The organism is Bacteroides ovatus, from assembly GCF_001314995.1.
GTDB classification, from domain to species: Bacteria; Bacteroidota; Bacteroidia; order Bacteroidales; family Bacteroidaceae; genus Bacteroides; species Bacteroides ovatus.
This window is the reverse complement of the sequence record NZ_CP012938.1, coordinates 3,041,225-3,057,244: the sequence shown is the minus strand read 5'-3', so window position 1 is coordinate 3,057,244 and position 16,020 is coordinate 3,041,225. Positions and strand designations below refer to the sequence as shown.

The 16,020-nt window shown below is 47.5% G+C and carries 14 protein-coding genes and 1 pseudogene; 10 read left to right on the top strand and 5 right to left on the bottom strand.

The window, feature by feature from the left end; translation table 11 throughout:
* Positions 1-3 precede the first annotated feature (3 nt).
* The gene (locus Bovatus_RS12205) at positions 4-1,284 is read left to right on the top strand and encodes a sigma-54-dependent transcriptional regulator (RefSeq protein ID WP_004297801.1); all 1,281 of its coding nucleotides are present in this window, start codon (positions 4-6) and stop codon (positions 1,282-1,284) included.
* 82 nt (positions 1,285-1,366) lie between these two features.
* Here Bovatus_RS12205 and mobC read toward each other — a convergent pair whose 3' ends face one another.
* The 4 genes from mobC to Bovatus_RS25240 form a co-directional block, all read right to left on the bottom strand.
* Complete coding sequence (gene mobC, locus Bovatus_RS12200; protein ID WP_004297800.1) at positions 1,367-3,412, bottom strand: conjugal transfer protein MobC; 2,046 nt, start codon at positions 3,410-3,412, stop codon at positions 1,367-1,369.
* Positions 3,413-3,453: 41 nt separating this feature from the next.
* Positions 3,454-4,710: a conjugal transfer protein MobB gene (gene mobB / locus Bovatus_RS12195; protein WP_004297799.1), complete on the bottom strand. Its 1,257-nt coding sequence runs from the start codon at positions 4,708-4,710 to the stop codon at positions 3,454-3,456.
* A complete protein-coding gene (mobA, locus tag Bovatus_RS12190; RefSeq protein WP_004297798.1) occupies positions 4,695-5,117 on the bottom strand; it encodes a conjugal transfer protein MobA in 423 nt (140 codons plus the stop codon). Before mobA ends, mobB begins: the two co-directional genes overlap by 16 nt.
* Before the next feature lie 347 nt (positions 5,118-5,464).
* Positions 5,465-5,878 carry a hypothetical protein gene (locus tag Bovatus_RS25240; RefSeq protein WP_085939367.1) on the bottom strand — a complete coding sequence of 138 codons (414 nt, stop codon included), beginning with the start codon at positions 5,876-5,878 and terminating at the stop codon, positions 5,465-5,467.
* 87 nt (positions 5,879-5,965) lie between these two features.
* On the opposite strand from Bovatus_RS25240, the gene Bovatus_RS12180 reads away from it, so the two are divergent.
* From Bovatus_RS12180 to Bovatus_RS12170, 3 genes are read left to right on the top strand one after another with little or no spacing between them, the layout of a single operon-like run.
* Positions 5,966-6,724: a ParA family protein gene (locus tag Bovatus_RS12180; protein ID WP_004297794.1), complete on the top strand. Its 759-nt coding sequence runs from the start codon at positions 5,966-5,968 to the stop codon at positions 6,722-6,724.
* 12 nt (positions 6,725-6,736) lie between these two features.
* Positions 6,737-7,195 (top strand): DUF3408 domain-containing protein, encoded by a 459-nt coding sequence (locus Bovatus_RS12175; RefSeq protein ID WP_008026391.1) that lies wholly within the window; start codon positions 6,737-6,739, stop codon positions 7,193-7,195.
* The gene (locus Bovatus_RS12170; protein WP_004297792.1) at positions 7,183-7,857 is read left to right on the top strand and encodes a DUF4122 family protein; all 675 of its coding nucleotides are present in this window, start codon (positions 7,183-7,185) and stop codon (positions 7,855-7,857) included. The genes Bovatus_RS12175 and Bovatus_RS12170 overlap by 13 nt, the downstream gene beginning before the upstream one ends.
* 76 nt (positions 7,858-7,933) lie before the next feature.
* On the opposite strand, the gene Bovatus_RS12165 is transcribed toward Bovatus_RS12170, so the two are convergent.
* Complete coding sequence (locus Bovatus_RS12165) at positions 7,934-8,941, bottom strand: PDDEXK nuclease domain-containing protein (RefSeq protein ID WP_004297790.1); 1,008 nt, start codon at positions 8,939-8,941, stop codon at positions 7,934-7,936.
* A 331-nt stretch (positions 8,942-9,272) separates the two neighbouring features.
* Here Bovatus_RS12165 and Bovatus_RS12160 point away from each other — a divergent pair.
* The 6 genes and pseudogenes from Bovatus_RS12160 to Bovatus_RS12135 all read left to right on the top strand — a co-directional run bounded on the left by Bovatus_RS12160 (position 9,273) and on the right by Bovatus_RS12135 (position 16,018).
* Positions 9,273-9,654, top strand: a pseudogene (locus Bovatus_RS12160) (DUF4134 domain-containing protein).
* Between the two features lie 5 nt (positions 9,655-9,659).
* Positions 9,660-9,980, top strand: a complete 321-nt coding sequence (locus Bovatus_RS12155; protein ID WP_004297787.1) for a DUF4133 domain-containing protein — start codon at positions 9,660-9,662, stop codon at positions 9,978-9,980.
* Complete coding sequence (locus Bovatus_RS12150) at positions 9,977-12,376, top strand: TraG family conjugative transposon ATPase (protein WP_052587907.1); 2,400 nt, start codon at positions 9,977-9,979, stop codon at positions 12,374-12,376. Before Bovatus_RS12155 ends, Bovatus_RS12150 begins: the two co-directional genes overlap by 4 nt.
* A 568-nt stretch (positions 12,377-12,944) precedes the next feature.
* On the top strand, positions 12,945-14,768 hold the full coding sequence (locus Bovatus_RS12145; protein ID WP_004297783.1) for a reverse transcriptase/maturase family protein: 1,824 nt from the start codon (positions 12,945-12,947) through the stop codon (positions 14,766-14,768).
* A 249-nt stretch (positions 14,769-15,017) separates the two neighbouring features.
* A complete protein-coding gene (locus Bovatus_RS12140; RefSeq protein ID WP_052587913.1) occupies positions 15,018-15,377 on the top strand; it encodes a DUF3876 domain-containing protein in 360 nt (119 codons plus the stop codon).
* On the top strand, positions 15,374-16,018 hold the full coding sequence (locus Bovatus_RS12135) for a DUF4141 domain-containing protein (protein ID WP_004297780.1): 645 nt from the start codon (positions 15,374-15,376) through the stop codon (positions 16,016-16,018). Before Bovatus_RS12140 ends, Bovatus_RS12135 begins: the two co-directional genes overlap by 4 nt.
* The last annotated feature ends 2 nt before the right edge of the window (positions 16,019-16,020 follow it).

The following is a 16,020-nucleotide window of genomic DNA, read 5'->3' as shown; positions in this document are numbered from 1 at the left end:
TAAATGAAAAATATACTGATTATAGAGGATGATGTTGTCTTCAGCCGCAGTATCAGTAACTGGTTGAAGAAAAAGGGTATGACAACCGGGCATGTGGCTACACTCTCGGCAGCCCGTAAGGAACTTCAGGCTAAAGAGTTCGACCTTGTCCTGGCAGACCTACGCCTGCCGGACGGCAGCAGTATGGAGTTGCTGAAGTGGATGAAAGGAAAACATTATTCCATCCCGTTCCTTATCATGACCAGTTACGGTCAGGTGGAGAATGCAGTGGAAGCCATGCAGCTTGGGGCTTCCAATTACCTTTGCAAGCCGGTACAACCGGACCGGCTTTGGGAAGTCATAGAAAAAGAGCTCAGCCGTTCGCAGCATGGCAGCACAGAATTCTACTGCGGTGAAAGTGAAAAGGCCCGTGAAATGTACCGGCTGATAGGCCCTGTGGCCCGTTCCGACATGTCCGTCTTGCTTCGCGGAGCATCGGGTACGGGTAAGGAACATATTGCTGCTGAGATTCATGAGCGGAGCCTGCGCAGACACAAGCCTTTTGTTGCCGTGGATTGCGGTGCTGTTTCCGATGATCTTGCCAGATCCGAGTTCTTCGGACACTGTAAGGGGGCGTTTACGGGTGCGGACAGTGACAAGGCGGGACTTTTTCAGGCTGCCGAAGGTGGTACGTTGTTCCTTGATGAAATCGGTAACCTTGCTCCCGTGAATCAGACGAAACTGCTTCGTGTTCTGCAGGAGAAGCGTTATTTGCCGGTCGGGACAGTCAGGGAACGTCCCTTTGACGTCCGCCTTATCGCCGCCACCAATGCGGATCTGGAGAAAGCTATAGCGGAAGGGAGTTTTCGGGAGGATTTGTACCACCGGCTGAACGAGTTCACTATCCGGGTTCCCCTGCTCTCCGAATGCGGGGAGGATATCCTTCCGTTGGCTGAATTCTTTCTGAAGCAGTTTTCCGCGAGATACGGGAAATCGGTTCAGGGCTTCGACCGGGAAGCGGCTGCCGTGTTACGACAATACGGCTGGCCAGGGAATATTCGTGAGCTGAAGAATACCGTCCGGCGTGCCGTCGTGTTTGCCGGGGAGGGGCGGATATCCGCGCAGGAACTGAATCTGGATCAGGACGTGAAATTGGGAAATATGATTATCCGTCCGGAAAAGGAGGAGCAGCAGATACTTCGGATACTTGGGCAGACCGGCAACAACCGCACCCTTGCCGCCCGTATACTCGGCATCAGCCGGACTGCCCTGTATTACAAGCTGAAGAAATACGGGATTGTGTGAATAAGGGAACATGATATACAGGACAGGCCTCGTTTTCTGGGGTCTGTTTCATCTTTCAAAATCATGGAGGGGGAATGCGCATTTATTCCTGTTCCCCGTTTTTCTTCTTTTGGTCATCTTTATTCTCCAGTCCCAGTCGTTTGCAGAGTTCCGGGTCTTTTTTAATGCGTTCCATTTCCATGTTGATGATTGCCTGCGCATCCGCCTTGATCCTGTCATAGTTCCGCCCTATCTGCTGCATCATGATGTCGTTTCCCTCCCTGTCCCTGAATTCATTAATGACAGGGATCGGCTTATATGCCTTCTCCTCCGCGCTGACCTTTGCATGGTCGACGATGATCTCCGCATGAAAGATTTTCTGGTCTATCTTCTCCCCGAAATTATCCGATACGGCACCGACAAAGGTCCCCTGCGAGAGGTTTGCTATCTTGGAAGCAGGAATAAGAGAGTCGAGTTGCGTGTTGATAGAGGTGGACACATCCTGACGGTTGATGGATACGGACTGCCGCTTCTGGAGTACTTTCCCGAACCGCTCTGAAAGTGTCCTGGCGGTTTCCCCGACCACCTGGCCACTAAAAATATTGCCCACAGTGTTTTGCACCACTTTGGATTCTTTTTCACCATAATCGCGGTTTAATTGGCTGAAATCCTGAAAGCCCAGACAGACTGCTACCTTGTTGCTTCGTGCCGTGGCAATCAGATTGTCCAGTCCCCTGAAATATATAGTCGGTAATTCGTCAATGATTACCGTGCTTTTCAGTTGTCCTTTTTTATTAATCAGCTTTACAATGCGGGAGTTGTACAATCCCAGGGCTGCCGAATAAATATTCTGCCGGTCGGGATTATTGCCTACGCACAGCAGTTTCGGCTCATTCGGGTTGTTAATATCTAAGGAAAAATCATTACCTGTCATTGCCCAGTAAAGCTGTGGAGAAATCATTCTGGTGAGCGGGATTTTTGCACTGGCAATCTGTCCCTGGAGCTGGTCCTGCGCTCCGGATTTCCAGGCGTCCATAAAGGGTGAAAGGTAGTTCTCCAGCTCCGGATAAGAGGTTAATATAGTAAATAAATCTGAATACGGTTTGTTCAGCAGTTCCACTGCATGAGGGAATGTGCAATAGATGCCATTTTTGTAAATCTTTAAATACCAGATAATTGCCGCCAGAAGAATGATGGGTGATTCCACAAAAAAATCTCCCTGTTTTTCAATCCACGTTTTGTTCAAATTCAGCATGATTGTGTAGCTTGCTTCATATGCATCCGAGATGTCCGTCATGAACTCCGGATTGATAGGATTACATCTATGTGATTTACGCGGGTTATCGAAATTAATGACATAGAATTTGGGCTTTACCTTATATTTATCCATATTGTTTAACAATGTGTTATACGCGATTACGGACAGGTCATCGAATTTGTAATCATAGATATAGCAACTATATCCCTTTGAAATCATCTGGCGTATGTAGTTATTTACCACTGCGTATGATTTTCCCGAACCGGGCGTCCCCAAAACTATGGTTGCGCGGAAGGGATTTACCACATTAATCCATCCGTCATTGAGCCTCCCCTGATACTGAAACTTTGTCGGCAAGTTGACTGAGTATTCATTTTCCATCAACCGGGTTTCCTGTTGGAAAGACTCGTTTTCGAGATTGAATACATCTTCCATCAGGTTGTGTCTGTATAAACGGCTCATCCATAATCCTGCCATCAGCAGGCAAAGATAACCGGAAACCAATGTGAAGACATAAAGTGTGGTGACAGCCGTATGGGGCAGGCTCAAATCCAATATCCACCAGTTGAGAAAGAAAAGGATGCATCCTGCGAAGAGTGCTGCATAGATTTTATGCCGGGTGATCTTCTCGCCCTTGACGCCTTTTGTCCCCAGACACGAGACAGCCAGCAGCAGGGTAACTGCCAGTTTGCTCCATAAGACGCAATTGAAAATACCGGTTGTATTGTTGAAGTTCATAATTATCTTGTCTATCACTTCCAGATTTAAATTCCAACTGGTAATGCTCGGATAACAATACACATACACGTGTACCACTAAAAGAAAAATGCTCACTGCCCTTCCGAATTCCATTATTTTGGCGAGTGCTCTCAAATCATCTTCTTGTTGCATAAGAATTGTGTATAAAATGGGTTAATATAAATGACTGCTTTTTAGACGCCGCGAGACTTTCGTTTCGCTTTCCTCTTTTTCTTCATGCGGCGCGCAAGGGCCTCTTCTTCATAATCTACCGGACTGGTTTCCATGGAGAATATGCCTGCGGCCTGTTCCAATGCGCTTCCCGGTTCCGCCTTGTGCGAATGATGCTGCCATAGTTCGGTGCCGGTATGTGCAGAACGTTCTGTGGCAGGTATACCGTCCCACCATTTGAAAAGTTCATTGTAAATGTTAGCAGAAAACTCCTTGCCCATGCGCGAACCGTTGAATACTTCCCGCCTGTTATGGTCGATGAACGTGACACCATAGATACGTCCCTTTTCATTTTCCCGGAATATCACATCAATGCGTGCTTTCTTTAATAGCCCTGTCAGTTCTTCACGGGAACGTGCGTGCCGCATGACATAAGCCACCTGTGCATGAATAGCCGGTGCCCATTTACCATCCTTGAAATCCCTGGTGTGTGAAAGCATTTTCTTTTTCAGGCGTTCGTTCCCGAAACGTTTTCCGAAGCGTGAACTCTTGAAAGGCGGGCTGACCACTTTCCCGCTATCATCGGTTGCCGAGTAGATAATACCGGTATAAGGCTGGCCTTTGAATTCTCCCCGTACCTGCCTTGCTTCAATATTAAAGGTAGACAATACTGCACTGTATTCCCCGAATGTCTGGAAGCAGTAACTCCTGAGCACCGCTTTCAGGGTGTTTCCTATCTGATACCGTATATCGCCCCCGGATGCATTGACTTTCTTTAATTCCGCTTTCAGGTTCCGCTCTTCCATGTCCGCGCTGTTGCGCAATCCGAAATCCGTTTCCAATTCCCGGCAGGCGGTCATGGAACGGCGGTGCTCGAAAGAATCGTTGATTTTCCGTCCCTCTTCATCCACACATACACTTACAATGTGAATATGCGTATTGTACGTATCCCCGTGTTTGTAGGTAATGTATGGCTGCTTGCCATATCCCATTTTCTGCATGTACATTTGTGCCAGTTCTGCCAGCTGTTTATCATCAAGTTTGTCCTCCGGTGCCGGACTGAGTGCGATGTGCAGGACAGGTTTCTCCGTGTTCCTGTTTGCTAGCAGGTAATTTTCAAATGAGAGTAATGCAAGGCGCATGTCCTCGCTTGGTAGCCCCAGGCGGTCTGAAATCATCCGGTTGCCGGAGAGTATTTCAGCCGTTCCTCTCTCCACTTTCTCATGGTTGTAATTCAGTGCCCCGTAGAGGCTGGCTCCATGACTTATTTTTGCAACCATTTCTTTTGGTATTCTTCGGTTAGCGCTATAGTTTTTTTAGTCAGTAGCATCAGTTCAAGTGTCATTTTCTCCAGTTTGTAAAGTAGCGACATCGCACGTTTTTCCCCGAAATTGGTCTTGATGGCGCGTACGACCTGATTGTAGTTGTTACCGACAGCCTGGAATTGTTTGTGAAATTCCGTAAGGCGGATGTAGTAATCCATTGTCGCCTTGTCGATTTTAACCACTTTGATTGTACCTCCGAAGATGGCTTTTTTAATGAAACGTGTTTTGTCTTTTGCTTCTGATGCTGTAACCAGCTTTTCAAACCTCGTGTTCTCTCCGGCATTCAGGCGGAAGCTGTATTTGTAGTCCGCCGGATCGCTTTTGGGCTTTCTGCCTGTTTTCGCTCTCGCTTCTTCTTTCATATTCTTTTGGGTATTGGGTCCATACTCTTTTTCTCATTAGAATTTCCGACTTTGGAGGAAATACCCCGACTGTCAGGTCGGGCAAGTGGTTTTCGTCGGACAGGACACTTCCTGTCGGACGAAAACACAACTTGCTATGTTCGTTTGAACATAGAATCCTCCTTCGTCGGATTGCTGCGCGACGTTCACGGCGTGCTGTAGTCCGATGAAGCATGGTTTCCTCCATAGTCTTATTCCGACTTTGCAAAGTTATGACGGATTAAGTGATTGTGAAATAGAAGTTTATGTGACAAGTGATGACATCTGATGACATGTCATGTCAGGTGAAGCGGATTTTAGTTATTGTATCAAAAATCCGTTCTACTTTTGGCGTGACGCAATGCAGTAAGGGATGGAACGGTACGGTATAAAAAATGCTTTATCAATACGGTGCCTATGGTAGTGGGACAATACTGTGTATTCCGGTTGAATGTGACGTTGGTCATGTATGGATACGGCACCGTTCCGTTGCAATGATACGTAGGCGTATCGATGCCATGAGGCAGCTTTTGTATAGATACAGTCGTGCATAACGAATATTGACGTTTGGCATCAAAGGTACATTCCGTTTTTAGCGTGACGCAAGGCTGCATGTATCGTATCGGTCCGGCACAAGAGAAGTCGTATTGATGTGGTGCAGACTGTGACGGGACGGTACTGTGTACCCCGGTTGGATGCGATACCGCCCATGTATGGAAACAGTGATACATAGCCGTATTCATGCTGCTGTACAGTATTGTGCGGCGTCACTTGATGTAAGGATACAGGCGAAAAGAAAATAAGTCATTAACCCTTAATTTCATGAAGTTATGAAGAAGGAACCTTTATTTGTAGCCCTCAGCAATCAGAAGGGCGGAGTCGGTAAATCAACGTTAACCGTGTTGCTTGCCAGCTATTTCCATTACCATAAGGCAAAGAACGTGCTTGTGGTAGATTGTGACTACCCCCAGCACAGCATGATGACTATGCGTGAATGGGACATAAAAAATGTGGAAAAGACCCCTCGTCTGCAAAGTTTGCTGGTGGAGCAGTTCGGGGATACGGGCAGAAAGGCCTACAATATCCTGGCTTCCACGCCCGAACAAGCCAAGGAAACTGCCTATGGTTTTATAGACCGTTCCGATACCGAATATGACCTTGTCCTTTTGGACCTTCCCGGAACGGTCAATACCACAGGCGTTTTCCAGTCCATCATCAATATGGACTATGTTTTTACCCCGATCACCCAGGAGAGGATGGTCATGCAGAGCAGCATGTCATTTGTCCTGTCCATCCGGGAATATCTGCTTCATCACAAGGGAGTCCCCTTGCGTGATATCCATATGTTCTGGAATAAAATGGACAAGCGCGTCTCCAGGGACTTGTATGACGCTTATATGGAAATCATCCGTTCTTTGGGATTACCTGTATTGAATACGGTCCTTCCGGCTGCGGAGCGTTATAAAAAGGATGTCGGTTTGAACGGGCAGATATTCCGCAGCACCCTGTTTCCGCCTTCCGCCGCCGCTCTGAAAGGAAGCAACCTCGATCTGCTTGCCGCTGAAATGGAAACCATACTCGGACTTTAACCGGACATGACTATGGCAAACAAGAACAGATCCGTCTATAATGTGGACGAGGACGCGCTCAAGCGTATGGTAGCCGGAGATACAACGGCCTTGGAAAAGATAAGGAAACAGGATGAACGGCCGGAAGAAGATGCCGGTGCCTCCGGAGTGTCGGAAGAAAAAGAAAAGAAACCTGATGTCTCCATTGAGAAGAAACCGTTCGCGGGGAAGAAAACACCGCGGGCATACGGCTTTGATGATTACCGGGAACAATTCCTGCAACAGAAACTGACTGGAGCCAGAAGACAGACTTATATACATGATTCACTGTATAAGGTCCTGGCCAGGGTGCTTCCGGTCATTGCACCGGAAATGTCTGTCCCCACATTTGTGAACAGTGTACTGTCGGACCATCTGAAAAGGTATCAGGATATAATTAACGGAATGTATAATCGGGAAGCGACCCAAAAACCGGTGGAATGGGAACTATAGTTTATTTGTCGATACGTCTTGCCTGTGCCTGTTATATATTATATAAGGTATGTGGGCAGAAAAAGAAGATACGTGAAATTTGTGACCTGCTGTATACGAAGTTACCTCCCGTAAAAGAGAAAGAGCTGGAAAATGTCTTGTCGGAACCGGGCGGCGAATCCGGCATTATGGGCAGCACCTGTTTTGTCTATCTGGATGAGGATGCAGGAAAGAGCGTTGCCCCCTATATGAGCCAGCCGTTGGAAACGGCTGCGGATTTTATAGGTGAGGAGGAAGATGTCGCTGAGGAAGAAGTGGAATGTAAATTACCGTTGGAGGAGATGAGAATGCTGAAAGAGGAACAGGAAGAACTGGACGGAACGTATCCGGCAGTGGATGCCGTTTCACGGGTCGTAACGCCTGATGATCTTGACAATGCTGGCAACGTATTGTTTAAACTGAATGATGCGGACAAGGATGAGGAGAAATCTCTCCGTGCGGCCCTTACTCTGCACACCATCCGGGAAACAGACCTGTTTGAGATTTTTTCTTCCCAGGTCGAGAATAAGAATGTCATTGACAGTCTGATGGGAAAATATCTGGACGGGAACGGGAACCCTCTGTCCGTGCGGAAAACAAAATCTGTCGTACCTGTATCGGACGGTTGGAAGCAATATCTGTGACCTTTCGGGTATACCAAAAACGCATCCCGGAACAAATGCCGGGATGCGTTTTTATTTTCCTTACGGCTGTTTTCTTCTATTCCTTATTTCCGGACAATTCGTTGTTGATTAACTCTTTGATCTGTTTTTGTGGAATCAGGTAACTGTATTCGGAAACTCCGATCGGAGCCGTTGAGCCTTGCAAGGCCACTTCCACTTCCACATTGTTCCTGTCCGCACACAATATAATACCGATGGACGGGTTCTCGTCCGGCATCTTTACCTGTCTGTCCAACAGGTTCAGGTAAAAGTTCATTTTCCCCACATATTCAGGTTGGAATGAACCTATTTTTAATTCCAGCGCTATCAGGGACCGGGTACAGCGGTTGAAAAAGAGCATATCCACAAAATATTCCTTATCCTCCAGTACTAGGCGGTACTGGTTTCCGATAAAGCTGAACCCCTTTCCCATTTCGAGCAGGAATGTTTTTATCTTGTCCACGAGCCTTCTTTCCAATTCCAGTTCCAGTATAGGTTTTGTGATTCCCAGGAATTCCAGATTATACCTGCTTTTCAACATTTCTTCCGCCTGTTCCTGTAAACATTCCGGCAGGGTTTCCTTGAAATTATGCAATTTGGGTTGTTCCTCCCTTGTTGAGAAAGCGTCCGCTTTGATATAATTCAGCAGCACATCCCTTGTCCAGCCCAGTTCCGTGCTCCTTGTCGCGTAAAAGTATATTTCTTCCGGGTTCTTGCACTTGCTCATTAACAACAGGTTGTGTCCCCAAGGTAAAACTGCAACGCTCTGTTGCAGTTTCCGGCTTTCCCCGCAATATCGTTCATAAAACCGTTTCATTTCCCAGAGGTTCCTCGAAGAAAAGCCCGTAGTTCCGGGAAATTCTTTCTGCAAATCAGAAGCAAGCATTTCCACTACCTGTGCTCCGTATCCTTTGCTCAAATGTTGTGCGGACAGTTCCTTGCCGATGTTCCAATATAATTCCATTGTTGCACTGGTTATCTTGCGTGCAACCTGGATTCTTGAACTTTTGATTTCTGCAACGATGCGCTGCAGAATCTGTTTGTAATCATATTGAACTGTTTCCATTGTCCTGTCAGTTTATTTGCCACGAAGATAGCAATAATATTCCGGAAAACATGGAATTGTCCTTTCTTCATTATGTTTCATTGGCATTTCTTCGCTTCTGTTCTTTTGATGGAAAACCGGCTGTTGTAAACGTCTTTTTGTTTTACGTTTAAGAAAGAACTTCTTATAAGCTTTGATGCTGTTAATGGAGAACTGACAAGCTCTGGAATTAAATTGCTTTTATCAATATGGTTTTCTGGCAGATATTAACAGACTTGTTTCTCTTTCAACCGGGCTGAAAGACGTCTGTGCTTTGCAAGATATGACATCTGCTGACATTTGCTGCCACCTGATGAAATGTTTGTATCATGGTCTTTTGTCCCCTCCTATATTTGCGTTCGAATTCAATTTTATGTCTCACCTTAAACGATTCTACAATGAGAAAGAGAATCCTTTTTTCAGTGCTTTTCGCGTTTTTCGCAGCCGGCTCTTTTGCGCAGGGGCAGGGGCTTGCGGGCATTAACGAAGCCACGAGCATGCTGACCTCGTATTTCGATCCGGCAACCAAACTGTGCTATGCCATCGGCGCGGTGCTTGGACTGGTCGGGGGTATCAAGACCTACAGCAAGTTTTCAAGCGGTGATCCCGATACCAGCAAGACGGCAGCCAGCTGGTTTTTCGCCTGTATATTTTTGATTGTGGCCGCCACTATCCTGCGTTCCTTCTTCCTCTAAAGGCTATGGAATACGAGATAAATAAAGGCGCGGGTAATCCTTTGGAGTTCAAGGGCCTGAAATCACAGTACCTTTTTATTTTTGCGGGCGGGCTTGTCGCGGTGCTGCTTGTGGTGGTCATCCTTTATATAGCCGGTGTGAACCAGTGGATATGCATTCCTTTCGGACTCCTGTCCGGTTCGCTGCTGGTCTGGCTGACCTTCCGCCTGAATGCCCGGTATGGTGAACACGGCCTTATGAAGCTGCTGTCGGGGAAACGCCATCCTCGTTATCTGATCCACCGCAGGAGATTATTCCGATTACTGACCAAAAGAAGAAAGAAATGAGAAATGTATTGAAAGCTGAAACGCTTGAACGTAAGTTCCCCCTGCTGTCTGTGGAAAACGGCTGCATTGTCAGCAAGGACGCCGACCTGACCGTGGCCTTTGAGGTGGAACTTCCCGAACTGTTTACTATGACTGCGGCCGAATACGAGGCTGTCCACTCGTCCTGGGTAAAGGCTGTCAAAGTGCTGCCGGATTTTTCGGTTGTCTGCAAGCAGGACTGGTTCACGAAGGAGATCTACCGTCCTGATTTCCGGGACGGTGAACAGAGCTTCCTGTCGAAAAGCTATGAGCGCCATTTCAACGAGCGCCCGTACCTGAACCACAAATGCTACCTGTATCTGACGAAGACCACGCGTGAGCGCAGCCGGCAGAGGAGTGACTTCAACAGCCTCTGCCGCGGTTCCCTTCTGCCCAAGGAGATGGTTGACAAGGACACGGCGGCCCGGTTTCTGGAAGCTGTGGAACAGTTCGAGCGTATCATGAACGATTCCGGCCATGTCAGCCTGCGCAGGCTGGAGGCGGACGAGATTACCGGCACTGAGGGACGTCCCGGACTGGTGGAGAAATATTTCTCCCTGTCGCTGGAGGATGAAACCGCCGTGCTTCAGGACATCTGTCTTAATCCCGGCGGCATGCGTGTGGGTGACAAGCGGCTGTGTGTGCATACCCTATCTGATACGGAGGACCTTCCCGGCAGGGTGTCCACCGATATGCGTTATGAGCGTATGTCCACCGACCGCAGTGACTGCCGCCTCTCGTTCGCCGCTCCCGTCGGCCTGTTGCTTCCTTGTAACCATATCTATTCGCAGTATGTGTTTATAGACGACGCGCAGGAGATTCTCCGTACAATGGAAAAAACTTCGCGCAACATGCTCTCCCTCTCGAAGTACAGCCGGAGTAATGCGGTAAACCGGGAGTGGACGGAGATGTATCTGGATGAAGCCCATACGAAGGGCGTATTGCCCGTCCGCTGCCATTGCAACGTGACGGCGTGGGCTGAAGACAGGGAGGAACTCAGACGTGTGAAGAACGATACCGGCAGCCAGCTTGCCATGATGGAATGCACGCCGAGGCACAATACGGTGGATGCCCCGGTGCTCTACTGGGCTGGCATTCCCGGCAATGCGGGTGATTTTCCGGCAGAGGAGTCGTTCTACACTTTTCTGGAACAGGCCGTCTGTCTCTTTACGGCTGAAACCAATTACCGGAGTTCTCCCAGCCCGTTCGGCATCCGTATGGCTGACCGCCGGAACGGCATCCCCCTGCATGTTGACATCAGCGACCTGCCGATGAAACGCGGTATCATCACGAACCGCAACAAGTTTGTTCTCGGTCCCAGCGGTAGCGGCAAATCCTTTTTTACCAACCACCTGGTCAGACAATATTATGAACAGGGCACGCATATCCTGCTGGTGGACACGGGCAACAGTTACCAGGGACTGTGCCGTATGATCCATGACCGTACGCACGGTGAGGACGGCATCTATATAACGTATGAGGAGGATAATCCGATAGCTTTTAATCCTTTTTATACGGATTCCGGACAGTTTGACGTTGAAAAACGTGAGAGTATCAAGACGCTGATTCTGACTTTGTGGAAACGGGAGGACGAAGCCCCGAAACGTTCGGAGGAGGTGGCCCTGTCGGGTGCGGTGAATGCCTATATCCGCCGGATTACGGATGACAGGGCGTCCAGGCCGGATTTTAACGGCTTCTATGAGTTTGTCCGTGATGACTACCGCCATATGATCGAGCAAAAGAAGGTGCGTGAAAAGGACTTCGATATTGACGGCTTTCTGAATGTGCTGGAACCGTTTTACAGGGGCGGGGACTATGACTTCCTGCTGAACTCCGACAAGGAACTGGACCTGACGAACAAACGGTTCATAGTCTTTGAACTGGACAACATCTCCTCCAACAAGGTCCTGCTTCCGGTGGTTACGCTTATTATCATGGAAACCTTTATATCCAAGATGAGAAAGCTCAGGGGAATCCGCAAGATGATATTGATTGAGGAATGTTGGAAAGCCCTGATGTCCGCCAACATGAGTGAATACATCAAGTATCTCTTTAAAACCGTCAGAAAGTATTTCGGTGAGGCCGTGGTAGTGACGCAGGAGGTGGACGACATCATCTCCTCGGATATTGTCAAGGAGGCGATCATCAACAACTCGGACTGCAAGATACTGCTTGACCAGCGTAAATATATGAACAAGTTCGAACATATCCAGAAACTTCTGGGACTGACGGAGAAGGAGAGGGGGCAGATCCTTTCCATCAACCGTGCGAACCGTCCCGGACCTTTCTACCGTGAAGTCTGGATCGGGCTGGGCGGAACACACTCCGCCGTTTATGCGACGGAGGTCAGCGCGGAGGAGTATGCGGTGCGCCCGTAAAGGGAATTTGACGAATGTCGCTTTGGCAAGCGACTGGGCAAGTGTTTAAAATGCCCATTAACAACCGCTAACCGGAGGGGAAAACCCCACAAGGGAACATAGCACGTTGGTAAAGCCATAAGTCAGCCAACTGTCAGGCTGCGACCGAATGGCAAGTTAAAATGATAGATATGAGGATAAAGCCTGCATTGGTTGAACGATAGTCCGAGCAGTCGTATCCTTGGGCAATGACGGAAGACAGTTGAATAATTCTTCGGAATTATACCGTTATGTTGTGGTACTACACTGATGACACGTAGCAGGAGTAGCATAAACTTACCGCAAGGCAACTACCATAAGTAGTAAAGGACGAAAGTCGTATCCGACAATCTATCGAGCCAAATAGTCGTCAAATTTCTAAACGGGGATTGCCTAAACCGGAAAGCCAGTTGTAGGGCTATGGGGTCTGCCCCTGAATATCCGGCATGGCAACGGAGCTTCCATAGTAGTCTGAGCAGGGTAACGCCCTGTACATGGCGAAGGGGAGCAGCTAATTAAGTTTAACAATTTAAAGGAAGATGTGAGAGACATGAGAAATCCAGAAAATGTGTTGAACAGTCTGAGTAAACACAGCGGTAACTTGAACTATAAGTTTGAGCGGCTGTATAGAGTGCTGTTTAACGAGGAAATGTTTTATGTAGCCTATCAGAATATTTACAGCAAGACAGGCAACATGACGGCAGGAGCCGATGGAAAAACCATTGACGGAATGAGCATTGACCGAGTTGAACAACTGATTGGCAGTCTTAAAAATGAGACTTATCAGCCTAATCCGTCCAAAAGGACGTACATACCTAAGAAAAACGGGAAAAAACGTCCGCTTGGCATACCCTCTTTTGATGATAAGCTGGTACAGGAAGTAGTCAGAATGATACTTGAAGCAATCTATGAAGGTAGTTTTGAACATACTTCACATGGGTTTCGTCCCAAACGAAGTTGTCATACTGCTCTTATAGATATACAAAAGACATTCACTGCCGTGAAATGGTTTATTGAAGGCGATATTAAAGGATTCTTCGACAATATCAATCATGACGTACTGATTAATATTCTTCGGGAACGTATCGCCGACGAGAGATTTTTGCGGCTTATCAGAAAAATCCTGAATGCCGGATATGTGGAAGACTGGGTATTTCATAGAACGTACAGTGGAACTCCGCAAGGCGGGATTATCAGCCCAATACTGGCTAACATCTACCTTGACAAGTTCGACAAGTACATCAAGGAATACATCAATCGGTTCAATAAAGGGGTAACAAGAAAAGGCGACGCTCGATACAAGCTCTACGAACAGCGAAGATACCGACTGGCAAAGAAACTAAAGAATGAGAAAGATGTAAAGGTAAGGAAACAGATGACCGCCGAAATTAAGCGGCTACGAGAAGAACGGAACAACTATCCGGCACGTAATGAAATGGACAGCAGTATCAAACGGTTAAAATACGTGAGATACGCAGATGACTTTCTGATTGGAATTACCGGTAATCTTGAAGACTGCAAAACAGTAAAAGAGGATATTAAGAATTATTTGAATGAAGCTCTTAAACTGGAACTGTCAGACGAAAAGACACTGATAACCAATGCGCAGAAACCGGCGAAATTTCTCGGATATGACGTATTTATACGTAGGTGTAACGATTTACGTAAGGATAAGTACGGTAAAACGGTTCGTGCATTCGGACACAAGCCTGTATTGTACCTGAATTTTGAAACGATGCGGAAAAAACTCTTTGATTATAAAGCCGCAAGAATCGTGGTCGTCAATGGCAAAGAGGTTTGGAAATCCATCGTCAGAACGTACATGCTGAACTTGGATGACTTGGAAATAGTCAGTCAGTTCAATGCCGAAATCCGAGGGTTCTATAATTACTACTCAATAGCCAATAACAGCTATGTCATCAATTCTTTCTATCACATTATGTCATACAGCATGTATAAGGTATTTGCGAACAAATACAAATCATCTGTAAAGAAAATACTTCTGAAATATAAAAAGAACAAGGTTTTCCAAGTGGCATATGAAAATAGTAAGGGTAAGACACTTTACCAATCATTTTATCATGATGGTTTCAAACGCAAAAAGGTTGCAGGGAATATTTACTGTGACACTATTCCACGGACAGTTTCCATAACAGGTGGACGTAACAGCCTTATGGAAAGGCTGAAGCTCCAAGTCTGCGAATTATGCGGTGCTACCGATAAACTCGAAATGCATCACGTTCGCAAACTTAAAGACCTGAAAGGTAAATCCGACTGGGAAAAGAAAATGATAGCTCGAAGACGAAAAACTTTGGCTGTCTGCTCAAAGTGTCATGCAAAAATAGACCCCGACCGAAGAATCAGACTGAATTAATTAGTGGAGAGCCGGATACAGGGAGACTTGTAAGTCCGGTTCGGAGGCGAGTACTCGGAAACCTACCATAGAAATATGACAAGGCGCTGGGTGCTTAGCCTACGTGTACACGACCGAGGAATCCGAGAAGCTGGAACTCCATGAACTGACGCGGGAACTGGGCGGCAATCTGGAGCTTGCCGTCCAGCGGCTGGCTGAAAGGAAAAGAGAAGAACAAAAACAAGTATCAACCCCTAAATGAACGAAGTTATGAGAAACAGACAATTGGTGAGGCTGGCGGTATGCCTGGTCGGCATGGCCGCCATGGTATTGCAAAGTTGTATGGAAGCAAACGGAACGGATTGTGACAGACTCTGCGGTTCGTGGAGCAGCGTGGAGGGTAAGCCTGATGTGCTGGTCTACAAGGAAGGCGGAGCCTATAAGGTGACGGTCTTTTCCCGCAGCGGAAAGGCACGTGTCCTGAAACCGCGGACCTACCTGCTGGTCGAGGAGAACGGCAACCTTTTCATCAATACCGGATACCGCATTGACGTATCCTATAATGAAGCGACCGACGTGCTGACTTTTTCCCCTCACGGTGATTATGTACGTAATGAAAACAGACGATGAGAACGGGAGGCATATGGAAAAAGGCAAGCCTTGTTTGTACGGTGTTTCTGCTGGCAACCGTACAGTCAAGCGCTCAGTGGGTGGTTACCGATCCCGGAAACCTGGCCCAGGGTATCATCAACATGTCGGACAATATTGCGCATACTTCCAAGACGGCCACGAACACCGCGCAGAGCTTTTCCGAAACGGTCAAGATCTATGAGCAGTCAAAAAAATACTATGACGCCCTTAAATCCGTGAATAACCTGGTGAGGGACGCCCGCAAGGTGCGTGAAATCATCCTGATGGTGGGTGACGTGTCGGATATCTATGTCACCGGCTTCGGCAGGATGATGAAGGATGAGAATTTCTCGGTAAGGGAACTGGACGCCATCGCTTCCGGTTATACGAAACTTCTGGAGGAGAGCAACGGCGTATTGCAGGATCTGAAGCAGGTAATCGATGTCAGCACCCTCTCCATGACGGACAAGGACCGCATGGACGTGGTGGATGAGTGTTACCGTGACATGCGCCGTTACCGGAACCTTGTCAGTTATTATACGAACAGGAATATCGCCGTGAGCTACCTGCGTGCCAGGAAGAGGAACGACATGGACCGCGTAATGAGGCTCTATGGTGATGAAACCTCCAGATACTGGTAGCC